Origin of the sequence: Prevotella vespertina (assembly GCF_009728485.1) — a bacterium.
GTDB classification, from domain to species: domain Bacteria; phylum Bacteroidota; class Bacteroidia; order Bacteroidales; family Bacteroidaceae; genus Prevotella; species Prevotella vespertina.
Window position 1 is genome coordinate 96,473 of sequence record NZ_VVIQ01000001.1, and the last position, 16,702, is coordinate 113,174.

Below are 16,702 nucleotides of genomic sequence, written 5' to 3' on the forward strand. Positions count from 1 at the left end.
TGCTTAAAAAATAATCTAAAAGTTGACAATAAACAGATTATTTAATAATTATAAATAAACTATTTTCTCCACAAAGGAAACACCCTTTTACAAGTATATAGATACCCTTTAATAACCAAGAAGATGCCCTTTGATTACTTCAAAGGGCATCTTTTCTCTTTAAAAAGGTATCTATTGATAGTCTTAAAAACTTACGCTTTATCTAATACTTACTACTTTTTAATATCAACAGATGGTTGCAGTATTTTCTTATATGCAGCTGGATCTTTCAACAACTCTACAGCCCTTTTCCATTGTTTGTCGAACTGCAAACTATTTTCCATTGATCCTCTCTGGTAGTAATAAGCAGAAACAAGATCACTTGTCAACAACTGTTTTAAGGTCTGCTTGTTGTAATCAAGATCCTTAGCAATGTTATGATTGAGCTTTTTCTCCAATGCATCGAACTCTGGTTTAGCGTCATCATAATAACCTTCAAACCTTGCTAATTTCACAAGACCTTCTAGATATTTCTTGCTTTCACGATCATATTTGAAGCCACTCTTTAGTACTGCCTGTTTAAAATCAGCGTAATCCGCATCGGAGATAACAAAGTTCTTTGCAGGAGCAATTGTAGGATGTGTACTCAAATACTTCAATTCCCAATTCAACATCACTTCACTTGAATCACGTCCAGATGAGGTAAGATAAAAAGCAATATTAGGCAAAGAGTCTGGTTGCACCTCAATATCTGGCTTAATACCTCCACCATCTCTGACCTCACGACCATCAGCAGTATAGAACACATGCGTCAAGGAATCTGGCACATGTTCGGTGTATCCACCATTAGAATGTTTATAATTGATTGCTTGAATACAACGTCCACTAGGAATATAATATTTACTGGTTGTCAACTTTAAATTAGCATTATAAGGAAGATCCATTGACACTTGCACAAGTCCCTTTCCATAGGTTCGTGTACCAAGAATAACCGCACGATCCAAGTCTTGTAAACTGCCACTAGTAATTTCACTGGCACTTGCAGTCTCATCATTCACTAGAACAACAATCGGCATAACAGTGTCTATTGGCTCAACAGTTGTCTTATATTCTTTATTTGCGCGTTCTATCTTTCCAATGGTTTTCACCAATGTTATGCCCTTAGGAACAAACATATTAACAATATTGATAGCCTCTTGCAAACTACCACCTCCATTATTTCGAAGATCCAAGACTAGCGACTTCATTCCTTGTTTCTTCATATCAAGAAAAGCACGTCGCACATCCTTTGAACAATCAGTTGTAAAAGAGTTGAGATTCAGATAACCGACTCCATCATCCTGCAAACCATAATAAGGAACAGCAGGAAGTTGAATTGAACGACGTGTAATCTTAAACTTCATCTTCTTACCTGTTGATGGTCTCTTTATCGTGAGGACAAATCGTGAGCCAGCATCACCACGTAATCTATTACTTACATAGGAGACATCTTTACCCACCATAGACGAGTCACCAATAGCAAGAATAATATCCCCTTTCTTCAATCCAGCCTCTGAAGCAGGCATATTTTCGTATGGTTGATCAATAATCGTATTCTTTATAGCAAAGTTATAACGTATCACCGCACCGATACCAGCATACTTACCTGAGATCATTAGGTCAAGGTCTTTCACCTTATCTTCCGGATAATACACCGTATAAGGATCCAACGAATGAAGCATATAATTAATACCATTACCAACAACCTCATCTGCATTGAGGGTGTCAACGTACATCAAATCGAGGTATTTATATATTGCAGAAAAGGTCTCGAGGTTCTTTGCTACCTTAAAATTATGATCCTTGTCCGAATTATTTTGTGCCACTGCAGCACCACCAAAAGCAAGAATCCAAAGACAGAATACTATGAATAGTTTTTTCATCACGTATGTTTTGTTTGTAAGTTATGAGCTTATAGGGGGCAAAAGTACATTATTATAATGGAAAATACATAATTAGCATAGGAAATTAAAGTATTTTACTCTTTTATTGAAATTTATTCTCAAAATATTTGGTAGTTACAAATAAACATCGTACCTTTGCAACCGCTTACAAGAAACAAGCACCTGCTTCAGTAGCTCAGTTGGTTAGAGCACCTGACTGTTAATCAGGGGGTCGTTGGTTCAAGCCCATCCTGGAGCGCATAGAAAAGGAAATTCTCAATTAGAGAATTTCCTTTTTTTCTTTTTCTAAGATAACATATTCACATTAAAGCCCCACTCTATTAGCTGTCTACTTGCTTTAATGACTTATTGTGTTGACAAGGAACACAAGTAGTATTGACTATTTACACTAGTAGTTCGAAGCTTCCTAAAGGATGAAGAATACAAAGGAGTTTAAAAAGAGCTAAGACCTATAAAAACGAAGAAAAATATTTCTACTACCAATTTTGGCACTCTCTTACCGAACATAAATCACTAAAATCAAAACAACTACAGCAATTGTTAAAAATGACATCAACTATAATTAAAACTAAATTAGGGCCTTTTCAAATAGGAAAAGGTAGCAAAAGCAAGAATAAAATCATAAGAGAATACACCCTATCGATACTAGAAAAGAGTTTCCACAAGTTTAGATAAGAAGAAAGAGATATGCTACAACTAAGGAAATTGCAACATATCTCTTTTTGAAGAATCAATCACAAAGATCGTTTATACCTATTATTGTACAGGCTCAAAGGATGTGTGTAAGTTATCTGCATCCAAACAAAGGGTAAACTTAAAGCGCCCAGGAGTAGTAACTTTCCACTTCACATCACCACCAGCTCCTTCATATCTAAACATATTCAATTGGTGATTAACAGCAGGATCAGCATTCGACTCTGGAGCAAAGAAGAATTGATCACCCCAGTTCGTACCAGTATTTACCTTGATTTCTCCGTTCTTAAATTCTCCTGTCCATGAGTAGATATAAGGATAACGAGGATTCTCTATCTTAAATAAGCCTTCTGATGATCCAGGATCCCAACCAATAGAACAACCATCACCAACGATTCGGATTGTTTCACGAGTTGGTAATTGAACAATGTTCACGACACGACAATCCATGAACTCATCATTAATATCAACAATAAATGTTCGTGTGCCAGATGCTGTATTCGCAAAGTTTGAGACATTACCCTCATTAACAAACTTCAGCTTCTCACCACTATCTTGACCATAAGCAGGACGATCTGATGTAGGTGATGTTGTGAAATAATAACTACAAGGAGTTACAGGGAATGTACCTTCATAAATACCAGAGCCCAACTGACGCTGACTTAGTCGTTCTACACGTTCAGCCCCCGTAGCATCATCCTTGAGATGAGCATAAAGATACATTGGAGTCTTCTCATAACCAGTCACACTAAACTCTACCATTGAGGATTCTGGCTTAATATATTTGATTTCATTATTTATCAACCCTACTACTTCCGCTGTCACAGAAACCTTTGTACCAGCTGGAACCCACCGAGCTATTATATCATTAAGCTCCTTATGAGTGAATGTAACTTCTCGTTTTTTACCTATAGAAATAAATTCCGTATGGTTATCACTCTTTGATTCTGTGGCATAGAGTCTAATACTATAGGTGATTGAATCATAGTCCTTAATAGGACTTTTCACCTCATCCCACTTGAAAGTAATAGCGGGCTGACCTTCTTGTCCCTTATTCAAGACCACTTCAGAAACAGATGCTTGAATGTGCATATCATCTGGCTGATTAGGTAGTTGAAAATAAGTAGGATCTTCATTACAAGCAGTAAATGCTAGAAGGATACTAAGAAGTCCGAATATTTTATTGATTGTCTTCATTGTTTTCGCAATTATAATTCATATTTCATGTTGGACTATTCGCTTTCCCAGAATGGACCTTGCACCAAGTTCGGGTTCTTCTCATATTCATCAATATATACAGGCATCCAATAATATTGACGCTTCCAAATACGATGTTGGAAGACTGTACGCTTATAGAAGCTAGCTTCATCACCTCCCAAAGAGTTCATACCGTAACCATCACCTATCATCTCTGGCAAGTTTTCTGCATCTTTCCAACGACGGATATCATACCAACGATTGTCTTCAAAGCACAACTCTACTCGACGTTCTGCACGAATAACCTTACGAAGTGCAGCTTGGGAGTTGTCTATATGAATACACTTATCATCCTGAAGGCTTACATTATCAAATGTATACTGACGTACACCAGCACGTTCACGAATACGATTTAGATATACCAATGCCGAAGACCGAGCTGCAGGATCATCAAAGGCTTCGTTTTCTGCTTCTGCATAATCCAAATATGTGAAGGCTAGACGATAGATGAAACCTTGTCTATCAGTAATCTTTCCCGTCTTAACATTATCTGTCAAGTTAATTGCCTTACGAAGAAGATAACCATTCTGAGGTGCATCGTGCGGTGAACTTGATCGTACATTATCTGTATGGTTATATAGCATATCAGCCTTGCGACCAACATATGTAAGCCATGCACCATTATAAGTTACTGCGTTATAAAAACGTGGTTCACGATTACAATACATATTATAGGTGTGTGGAGCTGTTACTTCTCCCATATGACCTGTACCATATTCCCACTTTGTATTTCGTGTATCAGTTACTGTAGAGAAACCTTCTTCACGATAGTTAGAGTTGGGATCACTTATAGGAAGGCCATTCTTTGCAAAGAAAGCATCCACAAGACCTTGATAAACACCAAGTCCATTACCACCACCGACTTCACGTACAGAACACCAATTGAGCAATCCTGTAATGTCTTTATATGCGTTGTGCTTGGTTACAGGGAATGTTATCTCATGATTTCCTTCGCTCCAACGTTTGATGTGAACATTATACGTTGACATAAATGGGTCTATCGAACCATCATCATTATACTCTTTATATAATTCATATCCTGCTTTCTCAGCCTCATCAATACATAGCTTACAAGCTTCTGCAGCCTTTTTCCACTTATTGGGGTCATAAGTTTGGTTGAAAATTAGCTTTCCATTCTTGTTCTTATAATTGTTATACCAAGAGTTACCATTTACTAATGGACTTGCAGCAAAGAGCAACATACGTGCACGAACAGTAAGTGCCATGACCTTTGTTATCCGCCCATACTTTGAAGGGTCAGCATAAGTAGCAGGTAAAGCATTAGCAGCTTCTAGCATTTGTTTATCACAATAGTCAACGATATCATCGAACTTTGATTGTCCAACCATCAATTCCGAAAGTGTAAAATCAGATGGAGTAATATAGTCTGGCTTGAATGGTATACCACCATAAGCCTCTGCAGCTTGCCACCAACCATAAGCTGTTAAGAACTTCAACTCGTTCTTGATATTGTCAACTTCACGCTGAGGAAGGTCTTGATCAGGCAATGCATGCAACATATTCTCCATGATGTAACCATGGCGAATATACTTAGGCATATCCCCCCATAGGTTTCCTCGCCACGAAGAATTTATCGTCCATTGTCCAAACAGCTTCGGAATTGTTTGATCCCAACTCCATTGTTCCCAACGCCGTGATGGTGTTAAATCATCAGCAAACACCTCATATCCATCTTCTGTTAAGGCAAATTTATCTGGAGTATGGATGATATTATAAACATAAGACAGCATTCTATAAACCTTATCACGATTTGTGAATACAGTCTTCATGTCTAGTTCTGTATCAGGTTCTTTGTCAAGATAATCAGAACAAGACGTTGTTGCACTTAAAGTCAACAAACCAATTGCAAAGTATTTAGCTATTTTTCTAGATTTCATAATTAACATCATTAGAAATTAATGTCTACACCAAACTGAATAGAACGATTCATTGGATATCTTAAACCATCACTCGTTCCCAATTCTGGATCCCATAACTTAAACTTAGAGAAGGCAAAGAGGTTATTGCCACTGACATACACACGCATACTCTTTACATATAGACTCTTAAGCCAGTTAGTATTAAGTGTATAACCAAGTTCTATTGTCTTACAGCGAAGGAAGCTCATATCTTTCTTCCACCAAGTTGAGGCACGATAGTTATTAACATTAGGTCCATAGGTAAAACGTGGCCAGAACGCATATGGATCTTGATTATCAGTAGTCCAACGATCGCTGATATTCTCACTATAAGCATTTCCTTGTACAGTTGTACCACTACCTGGTATAAAATATGGTGTACCACCTATAATACGATGAGAATCTCCAACACCTTGGAAAAAGAAGTTAAAATCGAAGTTCTTATAGGCTATCACACCACCAAATCCATAAACAATCCGTGGATCAATAGTCCCCCCAATGAATCCAGCATCCTCTTCTGTAATAGCGTTATCACCATTCTTATCAACATACTTCACATCACCTGGTTTGAGATTTGTACCACCTACACCACTTTGTGATGGGATACCTGCTTTCAATGAACCATCGGCATTGAAGTCATCATTCGTAAATAGTCTCTCAGCTGTGAGTCCTTGGAGTTCATAAAGAGAGCGACCTGTCTGTGCGCGATAGGTATCTTTCTTCTTTTCAGGTTCATCATACTCATCAACACGATTCTTTGCGTATGTAAAGTTAGCATAAGCAGAGGTGAACCAATCCTTATTCCATTGCTTATGGAAGTTAAGACTCATCTCTACACCTCCATTAGTTACCTTACCAAAGTTTGCCCATGGGTTATTGATAAATCCGCTTTGTGAAGGAATAATACTACGTTTCATGAAGATATTAGAACGCTTCTCACGGAAGAGGTCAAGGTTAAAATCAATCATATTCCATAGACCTAGTTCAAAGCCAAAATTATACTTCTTTACCGTTTCCCATGTCAGATTGCTCACGCCAATATCACCCTCACTGATACCTTTGACATCCCCTTCATAATTAACCTGCCCCGTTGTTCCCCAAGTATAACCTTGAGCAGACTGATTCAAAGTCGTTAAATAAGCAAAACGACGTCCCTCAATCTTATCATCACCAGCCTTACCAACGCTGGCACGGAACTTTATCTTATTAAAAATATTATGGTACTTCTGCATCCAAGGTTCCTCACTCATTAACCAGCCAACAGCAAGCGAAGGGAAGAAACCAAATCGCTTACCTTTGGCAAAGTTCTCTGAACCATTATAACCAAAGTTGAACTCTGCAACGTAACGATTATCATAAGTATAAGAGAGACGCCCTGCTACACCTTGTTTACGATAATCTTGAATATCACCATCATCATAAGCTTGTTGATTATAAAGGAAGAGTGCATCTACATCATGCTTTCCGAAACGACGGTTATACAACATATCTGCTTCAAAGTAAACACGTGTATTACCATACTCACTTCCCTTACTACTACCCATGGACTCATCTCCTACACTTCCTTGAAGGTGTAACAAATTACCCTCTGCATCGCGTCCTGTTGCAGGAAGAACTGTTCCTGGATTGGCAGTACGACTACGTGTACTCTTGTTCCAGCGGTCAAAACTAAAGAGAGCTTTCACCTTTAAACCAGGAGTAACCATCTTCAAATCTTGTTCTACAGAGAAGAGTGTTTGAATCTTAGAGCTTGTATAGAAGTCATACCCATGCTGTGTTACCGTTTCCCACGGGTTAGCTCGATTCGATACTTTTGGTATTGTTCCATCACTATAACGAATTGGAGATACGAAGGGTAACGTTTCAAATGCCTGCTTGAAAGCGTCATCAGTATTACAGCTCTGCTGTCTAAAGCGATTCAAGAATCCACCAATATTCACACGTAACAAGGTTGTCTTAGTCACATCCATGTCAATATTAGAACGAAGATTGAACATCTGATTATTGGTTGAATTATCAAATGGCAATGATTTATCTTGTGCTAACATACCCGTTTCACGGAAGTAAGAAGCCACGATGGAATAACGGAGAAAGTCGGAACCACCGCTTACATCTAGGTTAGCACGTGTTGAATAAGCATATTTCTTCGTAATAGCATCTATCCAATTCACATTCGGATAAAGGTCCGGATCATATCCACTACGTGTTCTGTCTATCTGTTGCTGTGTAAAAGGAAGAGGTGCATTAGCTTCACCTGCGAGTTCATTGAGTAACCCCATATAGGCTGGTGCATCTAAGAACTTAGGTAATTGAGTTGGCGTATTAACCGATTGCTCAACATGGAACTTGACCGACGGAGCACCAATCTTTCCATGTTTTGTCGTAATAACGATAACACCATTAGCACCACGAACACCATACATGGCACTTGCAGAAGCATCTTTTAATACCGAGAAAGATTCTATCTCGGCTACATCAACATTATTAAGATCACGCTCAACACCATCTATTAACACCAATGGTGCACGTGTTCCAGAGAAGGTACTAATACCTCGAATCCAGAAGTTAGAATCGTCATATCCAGGTTCACCAGAGCGTTGAACTCCTATGACACCAGATAGTTTACCAGCAAGATTATTAGATAAAGAACGAGTGTTACCAAACTTCAAATCATTAGGTTGGATAGTCTGAATGGCACCAACAATAGATGCTTTTTTCTGACTACTAAAGCCCGTTATCACAACTTCATCAATATCCTTCGTCTCTTCTTCAAGTACAACATTCAATGATTTTGCACCTGATACTGATATTGTCTGCTTCTTGTATCCGACGTAAGAAAACTCTAATTTATTCTCACCTTCAGGTACATTGAGGGAGAAAATACCATCAATATCACTAATTGCACGTATTGGACCATTTGTTCCAACTACCGTTACTGTAACTCCAATCAAAGGTTCTTTCGCTAAGTCAGTAATCTGACCTGTTACCTTATAAGTCTTTGTTTGCTGACTTACCATTAAATCAGTAGGGGTTGCCATGACAGTATTTAAGGCACCACCAGAGAACAAACACGCAACAAGGCATGCTGTACTTAAGGTACGCCTATTAAGCATACTACGGCAAAAAAACATTTGCTTTTGTCTCATTATATTTAATAGGTAAAGTTAATAAATACACTCTTTACATGATAAATTGAGTACATCTCATCAAGGTGTAGTTTAGATTCTGTTGCAAAATTAAACATTTTACTGCAGTTACCTAAGTTCTATTAGTATATGTATAAAGAATTTCTAACAATGGAGTTCGCATCTCCCTGACTATCAGCAGAGTCTATTTTCCTTTATAAGAAAAAAGTATAAAACAATAAAAGAAGGTATCTTGACTAAATATATCGATTCCATCGAAGGAGCGTTTCTATCGTGGTTTATAGAAAGAAGAAATCACTACTAAGAAATAGAATATAATAAGAGAGGATACACAAGACTCTTATGAAAGAGCCGATGTATCCTCTCTTATTATAAATAGACGCTTTATCTCTTACTTACTTTGATCTCCAAAGACCATGAAGGTTGCAATATTCACGTGCATAAACCTCCTTGGCATCAGTCTTGAAAACAGCAACAGGCTTTTCACTTGGGTCTAAGTACTTACGTAAAACCTCGTTGTTTTCAGTAATCAATTCAATCCACTGGATAGAATGTTCAGCTGTCATTGGGTGCTCAACCTCACCAACTGTAACGCGATAACCGCCTTCTATCTTCTCAACAACTGGTACATGCTTCTCTGTAGCAGCATCTGTTGTGTTCTCTTTCAATAGTTGCAAGTCACCTAATTCACACTCGCCTCCAACTAATACTTCTACTAAACTGCCTGTCTTTGGGCACTTATATACATTATTTCTTGTCGCCATAATAAATTATTAATTAATGTTCGAATGCAAATTTAAGAGTATTTGTTGGAAGAGAGAAAACTATTCTTTGTAAATATTACAAGGCTTACATTATTTAACAATTAGCGCTATTAAATGAGGAAGAGAGTAGAGTTTAAGGGAATAAGACTCGAGACCTAACATGAAAAGAAAGGAAGGTGAACACCGCTGTGCCCACCTTCTTCCATCGTTATTCAAAACTTATTATCTGAGAAAGCATATCGTTTTGAATCATTCAAACATAAAACCTTAAACCTGAAATTATTAATTCTACATCATTTAAAAGTATGAGATTAAACCCGAACTTATTAGTTCTACATCATTTAAAAGTATGAGTTTTATACTGAAACAACCTTCTTGACAGCTACTGAAAGTATGAGATTCAACAGCTCTTATCTATTTTATAACAACCTTCTCACCCCTATGAATATAGATTCCGGGCTGTGTGGGAACACTAGAAAGGCATTGCCCAGACAGGGTGTAATAATGGTTATCGGTGCTGGCTGGTGCTTCTTTACCACGTACATTATCAATCTTGGTCACGCTAAAAGTCTCATCATTCACCTTATATTTCCCATCTTCTTTCGTACTTGTAACCACAAAGTAAGATGTTTTATTCACTCGTTCAATATCAAGGGTCTGGTTATTAGCAGCCGTTGTAGCCGTTCCTATGTTAAAAACAAAGTTGACATAATCATTCGCCTTATTAAGCGTATAGTCCTTATAAAACCATGTCTTACCATTTGCGGTTGTCTTTGAAGTAACCTTATCACCCGGCCAAGACGTTCCGACATGAGTGCCACCCCAAGAGTGAATATTCACATAATCGTTCCAACCCACCTGCTCCGTATTCACGTAAACACGGATAGTTTGAGGCACGAAAGGCTCTGGCTGCTTCACCATATACGTGCGTGTGAGCACCTGCTCCCCTACTTTACCATTCGACAACACTGCCACCTTTAATATAGTCTTCCCCTCGGGCAAAGTGATTTCAGTACCATTTGCCACCTTATGACTACCTATCGTCGGTGTTGAACCATCTAAGGTATAAACCAATTGAGCGTTATCATCAGCAGAAACTGCCACCAGTTTAACCTTCAAGTTCTCACTTTCATAACTTCCACTCGCCTTATCCGCCCATGGCAATTCAGCCTCTCTTGCAAGATAATAAGCGTAATGATAGCCACTCAACAGCTTTGTGTATCGAGCAGAAGACACAACCAGTTGGTTCGCACCTTTACCCACAACGACAAGCAAATTGCCCTTCTTTCCAGTCACAACATTGGCATAATAATCCTTTAAAGAGCGATACATCTGATACGCACTCTCGTTAGTAATCCCTGCCAACTTGCGTGCGTCAATCATAGCCTTTATCTCTTTAGGATAAGCAAGATAATGTTTATAGAACACACAAGGCGTGCCTGGCATAGCTAAAAGATAGGCATTAGCAGCCAACGTATCCCTTCGGATAGGGTCTTGTTGTTCTGATACAGAACGATACTCAACGTCATGGTTTTCAACAAAAGTCACTGAATAACGTTTGTAAGCACCATTATCTACATTCAAACCCGTAATAGTACTATTGCCTAATTTACGCCAATCCTGACTATTGATAGCATCACGAACGGAATAACGGAAGGCGAAATCAAAGGCTGCACTACGTTTTCCTGTGGCATCAATCCATGCCTTTACCGTATTCGCATTACCATCCCAATACTCGCCAACAGAGTACTTCACGCCTGCTGCAGTATTATAATCACCAACATGAGAAGCGGCAAATCCCTTCACCATATCATAACGGAAACCAGCATAACCAAGGTCATTAAGCAAGTAATCTTCGTATGCCTTCACAATGTTCTGCACGTTAGTACTCTTGTGGTCAAGGTCACGCATGCCTCCCCAACCTTCTCCCTCGTCATTGTTCTTACTGAGTTGAACACCTATCCGGGACGCTTCTGCAGCTGCTGCACCTTTGTCATCATTAGCGCAAACATCTGTAGAAAGGTTCTGATATGTTACTCCTTTATACACTTCTGCAGGGAATCCAAACCATCCATTATTCGTTCCGTGATGATTAATCACTACATCGGCAATCGTCCCAATATGCTTTTCTTTGAAGGTACGAATCATACTCTTGAGTTCTGCCTCCGTACCGAACGATGAGTTCTGATTGAAGTAATAGAGCGGATCATAACCCATCGACTTCGTTGCAGCAGCCTTACCACTCTGCGGAACCCATACAAGGTCGAAGTAACCCGATAGGTCATCGGCTTTCTTTTCAAGCACTGTCCACTGCGAATCATCGAACGAATCCCAATAAAAACCTTGTAACATCACACCGCCATAACTGCTTGGCCAACCCTGTGCCATGGCACATAAGCATAGAAAAAGTGTGCATAAGCAAGTCAAAATACGTTTCATATAGATTTTGATTTTAGTTATCTCTTGTTGATGAGTGCAAAGTTAGTGATTTACAACACATTGTCTTTCAATACAGATAACGGCATACGCTTTTTTTCATGCAAACGTTTGCATTTCGAGCTGGGTATGGTCACGACCATAACTAACGGCTATCACGCCCCCACATCTCCCTTTCCTCCACCCTACAACACGCCTCTCTCTGATTCAAGATAATAGGCTTTCAATCACTACTAATATTCGGTAATGAGAGTATCAAGCCGTGAGACGGTGTGTATCAGCGCCTGATACTCTGTGTCTCACATACTTGAAACTCTGTGTTTCATAGGCTTGAGACTGTGCGTTCCATATACTGAAACCCTGCGTTCCATGTATTGAAACCCTGCGTTCCATGTATTGAAACGATGAGTTTCATAGACTGAGACTGGAATGAAACATATCTGACACGGGGACAGATATACACAAGGAGCATGAAAAAAGTGCGCTGGCTAACAACGAACCAACGCACCTTAAATATATAAATAGAAATTCAGAGTCTATGGAACAAGCTCCATTGTGCAGTGTGACTTGCTGTCACAAGAGAGATACAACTTGATGTTGTACTTACCAGCTGTTACGTTGATATTACCGCCCTTAAAGGTGATATTATCCAAAGAACCACCCCAGTCTAACACCCAATCACTATTCGCACGGAACTTCATCTCACCTGTTGTCAGGGTTACGTTATCAAGTTCCCAGCACTTTTGAGCCGCATTGTAGGTCATTGCTGCATCTGAACTCCAACCATTAGGAGTGGCAGAACCAATGATACCAACACTATTGATTGCGGTGTAAGTAATGGTCTGTGAGGTCAGATCAAGGTCTACCTTATAGAAACCAGCAGGCTCAGTCATGACGATGTTAGCACCCTTCTCTACAAGATCCTGACCATAGTCAGTACCATTCCAATCCTGTTGGGTAGCAAACTTAAAGCCGTTCTGATTGAGATACATAAAGCCAGTGTACTTGCCATCGGCAGCTGGACTATAGAGCGGATTGCTGAATGACCAACCATTAGCGTCGCCCGACATATAGAGATACTGGGTGAAGGCAGGAGCAACACAAGTGACCTTTGCCTTTACATTCTGCGACAGACTATAACCCTCGCCACGCTGTAATTTAATCTTATTGGTCACCGCCATGGCAACTTCATGCTGGTCGCCATTCTTACCATAAAGGTTCTCTATGGCTGAAACCAGTTCTGTACTCTTTACCTTTCCCGCATCGCTAACATTCAAGGTTGCCGTCTTGTTGTTGTTAGAAAGTACGGCAGTCAAGGTCTGTGCAGCAACGGCATCAGTGGAAACCACTGATGGAGTAAAGAGCTGGACAGAGTCGGCAGTCACCGTATTGAAGTCGATTGCGGGTGCTTCAGCTACAGTGAACTTCACAGAGTTAGCCGTCTCCTCAGCATTAGACTGTGGCTTAGCCCACTCTTCATATTCATTGCTACCACAAGAAGCAAGGAGCAGTGCAGTACTTGCTAAGACTAATATCTTCTTCATATCAATTCTTGTTATTAAGAAGAAGGTGTGCCCTAAGGTAATGCCCAAAGGCACACACCTTCTAAAAGGTATCTTTTATTTGTTATTGTTTTACGAAAGAATACTGACCAGTGATGTCGTTGAAGTAAACAGTGTACGTTCCCTTCAAGTTACGAACGTTCTTGCCACCCTTAGTTGCAACACCGTATGGGAAGTTTTCAGCACCCCAGTTTACGTCCCATGTGCCATTGGCAGCAAACTTACAGCCTTCGCCATCAGCACCGGTTGACTTCTCTGTGAATGTCACTGTAGCCTTCCAATCGTGGTTCTCAACAACAGAAGTCTCTGCAGTCATTGGTGTACCACCTGCAACAGTCCAGCCATCGTGCTTGCCTGGCAATGCCATTGAAGTATAGACAGTAGGTGCAGCACCAGTGTAAGGTACAATCTTCAACTTAGGATTCTTTGTATCGAATGTAATCGTATAGTAGCCTGCTGTTGGAACTTTAATATCTGATGAGCCGCCATCGTTATATTTGAAATCACCAAAGCTTGCGCCCTGACCAACCTGACCATCATCCCAACTTGCAGGGTTCTTCTTCAACTTGAAGCCTGCTGTTGATAGGTAACCAGTCCAAGAGATAACGCCCTTACCAGTTTTCTTGTCATATTCCTGACCTTCCTGTGGAAGCAAAGGTACGACCTGAGTATTGCCCCATGAGCCATCACCGAAGTTACCACCAACGAGGTACCAGGTCTCAACAGGAGCATCAGATAGCTCAACATAATAAGGAGCAACGTTCACTTTAACGGCATTTGAATAGATGGTATCGCCATTAACGAGTGAGTAAACACGTGCATAGAGGTCTTGGCTTGCTGGCACATGACCTTCCTCATAACGCTCCATCTTCTCTATTGCGGTCGCAAGTTCGGCTGCACTAACCGACGTACTACATGTTCCTGTTGGTGTTCCTACTGGTGCGTAGTCGCCACGTTCAGCATCCATATCAACTACCTTGTCGACTGATTTAGTCCACTTATTGGTAGTTGAGAATTGCATACCATACTCGGCAGCTATCGGAGCACCATATTCTGGCTGTGACCAAGTGAAGTTCAACTTATCAGCAACCTTTAGGTCAACTGTCTGTGCAGCGTAGGCAGGAGTATTCAGCTTAAATGTCTTTGGTGTTTGAAGGGTTGGATTATGTTCCAAGTCCTTGTCACAAGCAGAGAACAACGCTACACCTGCACACAATAACAATGAAGACTTTATTATTGATTTCATATTAATTATCATTTAATCATTTATGTTCTATTCGATAGTTCAATCTTCTTTCTATGCCAATACTTAGCCTCTGGTGTGCGCCATCGGCTAAGTATTGGCATATACCTTAATTATATCCTTGGTTCTGAACAAGTTTCTTGTTGGCTGTCAAGTCAGATGAAGGAATAGGGAAGAGATTGAGATGAGTATCAAAGTTACGGCCGCTCTTTACGCCACCCTTCCAACTCCAGTTATAGTTAACGTCACCTCCAAAGTAACCGAAACGTATGAGTGTGGTGCGACGGAGACCTTCGAAGTAGAACTCACGGCTCCATTCGTCACAGATCTGACGAAGAGAATAAGCGGTGTGAGTGGTAGCGTGCGCACGACTACGTAGTGCGTTGATGTATTGTGTACCATCAGTTGTTGTCGTTCCACCGTTCATACGAGCATCAGCCTCAGCATATATCAGATAAGCTTCAGCAGCACGCATGAGGAAGAAGTCGGTATCTGGGAAATTAGAGTCATGTCCAGCAGAACCATCCGTCTTAAAGTTAGTGAACTTACAAACGGCAAATCCGTTGGTAAACACTTTCACATCAGTTTCATTATTGCCATTATCTACGTTTCTTCCATCACCATCGAAGAGCGCACGATCATCATCGGCAGCAGCTGGCATAGCGTAGGCACCAATATTAGGAGCGTCGTTGTTAGGGAAGAACTTCTGTACCAAGTCAGGGCGCATGCGGTTACCACCCCATCCTGCAGTCGTGTTGTTACCCTTTGTTGTAGCATCCTTTATGTGCTCGCTGTTGTCGTTTGAGCCAGCCATGAGGTAAAGCGTTGTACCGTAAGAGGTAGTTGTCTTACCATCTTGGAGGATTGGGAAGATAGCCTCAACAGAAGCTCCATTCTCGCCATTGTCGCCCATGAAGAGCTGTTGATAAGCACTCCACTGCCCTTTCTTGGTTGTGTAGAGCTTGTAAGGAGAGTCGATAACCTTCTTTGCATATAGCTTAGCATTAGCCCAATCAGGTGTACCTGTATATACCTCAGCATTCAGATAAAGACGAGCTAAGAGCATCCATGCAGCAGCCTTATCAACACTACCATAGCCAGCAGTAGCTGATGTCTTTGGTTGAGGTTCACCCAATTTAGGCTCAACATTGGTCTTTAATTCATCAACAAGCCACTTGTAAAGATCAGCACGTTCGATACGAGCAGGATTACTAGACGATATTGCTGTCGTAAACGGTACGTTACCGAACTCATCCAAGAGGTAATAATAGTTCAAAGCACGAAGGAATCGAGCCTCAGCAGACATTTTTTCGTTATAGTCGCCGTAGTCTTTAAGATACTGATTACAGTAAGTAATGCCTACGTAAAGACGGTTATAAAAACCCTTCAACATAGGATGTGAAGCATCATAAGTATTGAAGTTGAAGTTGAGAATACCTTCATCACCACCCCAAGCACAGATGGCTTCATCGGTTGTAAGTTCCTGTGTATTGAACAACTGACGGATATAACCACTCGTACCACCATCTATACCATCGACATCACTATCGCCATTAGCTCCTCCATTACCAGCCATTGCGATGGTAGCATAACACTTGTTTAAGGCGCTTTCAGCCTTTGTATTAACCTTTGTCTTTAGATTTGGATCAATAGGATTAACATCCAAATCACCAGTACAAGAGGTAAGTCCTACAGACAGCATAAAGGCTGCTGCAGAGAATATATATTTAATATTTGTATTCATTGTAACTACTCTTTAA

General features: G+C 40.2%; 9 protein-coding genes and 1 tRNA gene. 1 reads left to right on the plus strand and 9 read right to left on the minus strand.

Features of this window, described 5'->3' with window-relative positions; translation table 11 throughout:
* Nucleotides 1-212 precede the first annotated feature (212 nt).
* Nucleotides 213-1,901 carry a S41 family peptidase gene (locus tag F0475_RS00380; RefSeq protein WP_155714911.1) on the minus strand — a complete coding sequence of 563 codons (1,689 nt, stop codon included), beginning with the start codon at nucleotides 1,899-1,901 and terminating at the stop codon, nucleotides 213-215.
* A 185-nt stretch (nucleotides 1,902-2,086) separates the two neighbouring features.
* Between F0475_RS00380 and F0475_RS00385 the strand changes: the two genes are divergently transcribed.
* Nucleotides 2,087-2,160, plus strand: a tRNA-Asn gene (locus F0475_RS00385).
* Between the two features lie 518 nt (nucleotides 2,161-2,678).
* On the opposite strand, the gene F0475_RS00390 is transcribed toward F0475_RS00385, so the two are convergent.
* The 8 genes from F0475_RS00390 to F0475_RS00425 form a co-directional block, all read right to left on the minus strand.
* Nucleotides 2,679-3,812 carry a SusE domain-containing protein gene (locus F0475_RS00390; RefSeq protein ID WP_155714912.1) on the minus strand — a complete coding sequence of 378 codons (1,134 nt, stop codon included), beginning with the start codon at nucleotides 3,810-3,812 and terminating at the stop codon, nucleotides 2,679-2,681.
* A 35-nt stretch (nucleotides 3,813-3,847) separates the two neighbouring features.
* Complete coding sequence (locus F0475_RS00395; protein WP_199879759.1) at nucleotides 3,848-5,770, minus strand: RagB/SusD family nutrient uptake outer membrane protein; 1,923 nt, start codon at nucleotides 5,768-5,770, stop codon at nucleotides 3,848-3,850.
* Nucleotides 5,771-5,781: 11 nt separating this feature from the next.
* The gene (locus tag F0475_RS00400) at nucleotides 5,782-8,829 is read right to left on the minus strand and encodes a SusC/RagA family TonB-linked outer membrane protein (protein ID WP_234422927.1); all 3,048 of its coding nucleotides are present in this window, start codon (nucleotides 8,827-8,829) and stop codon (nucleotides 5,782-5,784) included.
* A gap of 503 nt (nucleotides 8,830-9,332) precedes the next feature.
* The gene (locus F0475_RS00405; RefSeq protein WP_009435463.1) at nucleotides 9,333-9,701 is read right to left on the minus strand and encodes a desulfoferrodoxin family protein; all 369 of its coding nucleotides are present in this window, start codon (nucleotides 9,699-9,701) and stop codon (nucleotides 9,333-9,335) included.
* A 414-nt stretch (nucleotides 9,702-10,115) separates the two neighbouring features.
* The gene (locus F0475_RS00410; RefSeq protein ID WP_155715075.1) at nucleotides 10,116-12,089 is read right to left on the minus strand and encodes an alpha-amylase family glycosyl hydrolase; all 1,974 of its coding nucleotides are present in this window, start codon (nucleotides 12,087-12,089) and stop codon (nucleotides 10,116-10,118) included.
* 584 nt (nucleotides 12,090-12,673) lie between these two features.
* Nucleotides 12,674-13,681, minus strand: a complete 1,008-nt coding sequence (locus F0475_RS00415; protein WP_155714914.1) for a SusF/SusE family outer membrane protein — start codon at nucleotides 13,679-13,681, stop codon at nucleotides 12,674-12,676.
* Between the two features lie 82 nt (nucleotides 13,682-13,763).
* Nucleotides 13,764-14,945: a SusE domain-containing protein gene (locus F0475_RS00420; protein WP_155714915.1), complete on the minus strand. Its 1,182-nt coding sequence runs from the start codon at nucleotides 14,943-14,945 to the stop codon at nucleotides 13,764-13,766.
* A 106-nt stretch (nucleotides 14,946-15,051) separates the two neighbouring features.
* Nucleotides 15,052-16,686, minus strand: coding sequence for a RagB/SusD family nutrient uptake outer membrane protein (locus F0475_RS00425; RefSeq protein WP_155714916.1), 1,635 nt, complete (start codon nucleotides 16,684-16,686; stop codon nucleotides 15,052-15,054).
* Nucleotides 16,687-16,702 lie beyond the last annotated feature (16 nt).

Bases quoted from the DNA above. Each gene is read 5' to 3' on its own strand.
- F0475_RS00395 (WP_199879759.1), bottom strand. From the start codon at position 5,770: ATGAAATCTAGAAAAATAGCTAAATACTTTGCAATTGGTTTGTTGACT.
- F0475_RS00425 (WP_155714916.1), bottom strand. From the start codon at position 16,686: ATGAATACAAATATTAAATATATATTCTCTGCAGCAGCCTTTATGCTG.
- F0475_RS00405 (WP_009435463.1), bottom strand. From the start codon at position 9,701: ATGGCGACAAGAAATAATGTATATAAGTGCCCAAAGACAGGCAGTTTA.
- F0475_RS00380 (WP_155714911.1), bottom strand. From the start codon at position 1,901: ATGAAAAAACTATTCATAGTATTCTGTCTTTGGATTCTTGCTTTTGGT.
- F0475_RS00410 (WP_155715075.1), bottom strand. From the start codon at position 12,089: ATGGCACAGGGTTGGCCAAGCAGTTATGGCGGTGTGATGTTACAAGGT.
- F0475_RS00420 (WP_155714915.1), bottom strand. From the start codon at position 14,945: ATGAAATCAATAATAAAGTCTTCATTGTTATTGTGTGCAGGTGTAGCG.
- F0475_RS00390 (WP_155714912.1), bottom strand. From the start codon at position 3,812: ATGAAGACAATCAATAAAATATTCGGACTTCTTAGTATCCTTCTAGCA.
- F0475_RS00415 (WP_155714914.1), bottom strand. From the start codon at position 13,681: ATGAAGAAGATATTAGTCTTAGCAAGTACTGCACTGCTCCTTGCTTCT.
- F0475_RS00400 (WP_234422927.1), bottom strand. From the start codon at position 8,829: ATGGCAACCCCTACTGATTTAATGGTAAGTCAGCAAACAAAGACTTAT.